At 64.3% G+C, this 2856-nt stretch carries 4 protein-coding genes; 2 read left to right on the top strand and 2 right to left on the bottom strand.

The genetic code is table 11. The features are described 5' to 3' along the window. Positions 1 to 77: 77 nt before the first annotated feature. Complete coding sequence (locus tag ACE3TQ_RS15965) at positions 78 to 1271, bottom strand: CaiB/BaiF CoA transferase family protein (protein WP_374583270.1); 1194 nt, start codon at positions 1269 to 1271, stop codon at positions 78 to 80. Between the two features lie 68 nt (positions 1272 to 1339). Here ACE3TQ_RS15965 and ACE3TQ_RS15960 point away from each other — a divergent pair, with 68 nt between their 5' ends. Together ACE3TQ_RS15960 and ACE3TQ_RS15955 are read left to right on the top strand one after the other, a co-directional pair. Then, a complete protein-coding gene (locus tag ACE3TQ_RS15960) occupies positions 1340 to 1687 on the top strand; it encodes a GFA family protein (protein WP_374583269.1) in 348 nt (115 codons plus the stop codon). Between the two features lie 9 nt (positions 1688 to 1696). Further along, positions 1697 to 2059 carry a DUF4870 family protein gene (locus tag ACE3TQ_RS15955; RefSeq protein ID WP_374583268.1) on the top strand — a complete coding sequence of 121 codons (363 nt, stop codon included), beginning with the start codon at positions 1697 to 1699 and terminating at the stop codon, positions 2057 to 2059. Here ACE3TQ_RS15955 and ACE3TQ_RS15950 read toward each other — a convergent pair. Further along, on the bottom strand, positions 2056 to 2856 hold an 801-nt coding region (locus ACE3TQ_RS15950), incomplete at its 5' end, for an MBL fold metallo-hydrolase (protein ID WP_374583267.1). The genes ACE3TQ_RS15955 and ACE3TQ_RS15950 overlap by 4 nt on opposite strands.

Here is a 2856-nt window from a genome sequence, read left to right as displayed (position 1 = left end):
GGGCCCGTCCTCCAACCCCCACAAACCTTGCGCCCCGCGAAGTTTTGGCCCTCTGGCCAGACCTGACCCCGAATCTTTCAGGCCACTACCCCGCGCTCACGCAGCGCGGCGATCTGGGCTTCGGTCAGGCCGAGGCCAGCCAGCACCCCGTCGGTATGCTGGCCGAGCGTTGGGCCTTGCCAGCGCACTTCACCGGGCGTTTCCGACAGCTTGGGCACGATGCCCGGCATCTTTACATGCACGCCATCCGGCAGCACCGTATCGAGCAGCATGCCGCGCGCCTGGTAGTGCGGGTCGGCCACGATATCCTTCACCGAGTAGATGCGGCCCGCCGGTACTTCGGCGCGTTCCAGCACGGCCAGCACCTCCTCAATCGTGTGCGCCGAGGTCCAGCCGGCAATGGCGGCATCGATCAGCTTTTCCTGCGCGGCGCGGCCGTCGTTCTGGGCGAACTGCGGGTCTTCCGCCATGTCGGCGCGGCCGATGGCATGCATCAGGCGCTTGTAGATCGGGTTCGAATTGCCTGCGATGACCACGTACGATCCGTCGCGCGTCGGGTAGGTATTGGACGGCGCGATGCCGGGCAAGGCACCGCCGCTGCGCTCGCGCACGTGGCCCAGCAGGTCGTACTCGGGCACCAGCGATTCCATCAGGTTGAACACGCTTTCAACCAGCGAGACATCCACCACCTGCCCGTCGCCCTGCCCCGTCTTCACGCGCAGCACCGACATCAGCGCCCCCATCACCGCGTGCAGCGATGCCAGCGAATCGCCCAGGCTGACGCCGACGCGCGCCGGCACGCCGCCCGCCTCGCCGGTCGTGTAGCGGATGCCGCCCATCGCCTCGCCGATGGCGCCGAAGCCCGGCCGGTCCTTATACGGTCCGCTCTGGCCGTAGCCCGAAATGCGCACCATGGTCAGCTTCGGGTTCAGCGCATGCAGCACGTCCCAGCCCAGGCCCAGCTTCTCGAGCGCGCCCGGCTTCATGTTCTCGACCAGCACGTCGGCGTCGCCGCACAGCTGCTTGACCAGCGCGATGCCTTCCGGCGTCTTCAGGTTGAGCGAAATCGACTTTTTGTTACGCGACTGCAGGTACCACCAGAGCGAGGTGCCCTTGTGCAACTTGCGCCATTTACGGATGGGATCTCCCTCGCCCGGCGCTTCGATCTTGATGACTTCCGCCCCGAACTCCGCCATCAGGCGCGCTGCGAACGGCGCCGCAATCAGCGTTCCAATTTCAATGACTTTGATACCCTGCAGCGGACCCGCCATTTTCACCACTCCTCTTGCAATTACATTATCATTAGCGCCGAACCAACCATTCTAACCGGAGGCGAAAAATGCTGTACAAAGGAAGCTGCCATTGCGGCAATGTGAAGTTCGAAGCCGAGGGCCAGATTGAAGGGCTGGTTTCCTGCAACTGCTCGATCTGCCAGCGCAAAGGGGCGCTGATGTGGTTCATCCCGCGCGATAATCTGAAACTCCTGACACCGGAAGCCGACCAGGCCAACTACACCTTCAACAAGCACGTGATCAACCACCGTTTCTGCCCCAAATGCGGTATCCACACCTACGGCGAAGGCAAGGACCCGAAGGGCAACGCAATGGCCGCCGTCAACGCGCGTGCGCTGGAGGATTTTGAGCTGGAGTCGGTCCCGGTGCAGCACTACAACGGCCGAGAACTGTAAGGAAGCGCTATGTCACAAGAACTGGTACTCGAAGACCGCTCGCGGTCTGCCAAGGAATGGGCGTTCTGGCTCTACCTTGGCCACGGCCTGAGCGTGTTCTTCACGCTGGGCGCCGCCTCCCTGATCCCGCTGATCTTCAACTACGTCAAACGCGACGATAGCGCCGGTACCTTCGTCCACAGCCACCACGGCTGGATGATCCGCTCCTTCTGGTGGTACCTGGTGTGGGTCTGCGTCGGCTGGGCACTGTTCGCCACCGTGCTCGGCATTCCGCTGGCGTGGCTGATGTGGGTCGGCGCATGGCTGTGGAAGATCTACCGCCTGATCCGCGGCATCATGGCCCTCAACAACAACGAACCCATCGGCGACTAAGGCTTGCCGCAATACTCGCTGCGCTTGGCCGGCACGCGCAGGACCTGGTCCACGTAATAGGCCAGCGCAGCTTCGGTGTACTTGGGGTCCGGATGCATGGCGACGAATGGCGCGCCCTCCTGCATCCAGGTCGCCACGCAGGTGGCGGTCGGCGCACTGCCTTCCGCGCACAGGCTGAATGCATCAAACGCCCGGCGGTAGCTGGAGAAGGTCGCGTGGTCCATCGGCAGCCCATGGCCCGGCACCAGCGTTTCGAACTCCAGCTGGTCGATCTGCGCCAGCGCCTTGCGCCAGCCTTCGGCGCAGCCAGTGTCGAAGAACGGCAGGGGCACCACCACCAGGTCGCCCACGAACACGGTCTTGCTGGCCGGGTCGTGCACCCAGACATCGCCCTCCGTCGCCGCGTACTTCGCCAGGTGCAGGTGCAGCTCACGCTCGCCGAGCTTGAGCGTCGTCGGCCCAGCCACTGGGCGGTCGGGCACCAGGTTGCCCGGATCGTTGATCGCATTCAGGTACAGCCGCGTGCCCAGCTTCTGCCCCTCCGGCACCGACGGGTCTTCCAGGCGCGCCTTCGCCTTCTCGACATTCCGCGCCAGGAAGCCCTTCAGCGCCCCCTCCACCGCCGTGCTGGTGTACAGCTTCGCGCCCGGATAGGCGGCGCGGATGCGGGCATTGCCTGTCGCGTGGTCCAGGTGCCAATGCGTGTTAATGATGGTGGTGATCGGTTTGTTGCGCGCCCTGGCGACTGCAATGATCTTGTCCGTATGCTCAGGATGGCGGCCGGTATCGATCACCAG

The sequence above is a fragment of the Pseudoduganella sp. genome, assembly GCF_041914865.1.
Classification (GTDB): domain Bacteria; phylum Pseudomonadota; class Gammaproteobacteria; order Burkholderiales; family Burkholderiaceae_D; genus Rugamonas.
The sequence above is the reverse complement of the archived record's forward strand: the minus strand, read 5'-3'. Positions and strand labels throughout refer to the sequence as shown.

Excerpts from the sequence above, each read along its gene's own strand:
- ACE3TQ_RS15955 (WP_374583268.1), top strand. The coding sequence starts at position 1,697 with ATGTCACAAGAACTGGTACTCGAAGACCGCTCGCGGTCTGCCAAGGAA.
- ACE3TQ_RS15960 (WP_374583269.1), top strand. The coding sequence starts at position 1,340 with ATGCTGTACAAAGGAAGCTGCCATTGCGGCAATGTGAAGTTCGAAGCC.
- ACE3TQ_RS15965 (WP_374583270.1), bottom strand. The coding sequence starts at position 1,271 with ATGGCGGGTCCGCTGCAGGGTATCAAAGTCATTGAAATTGGAACGCTG.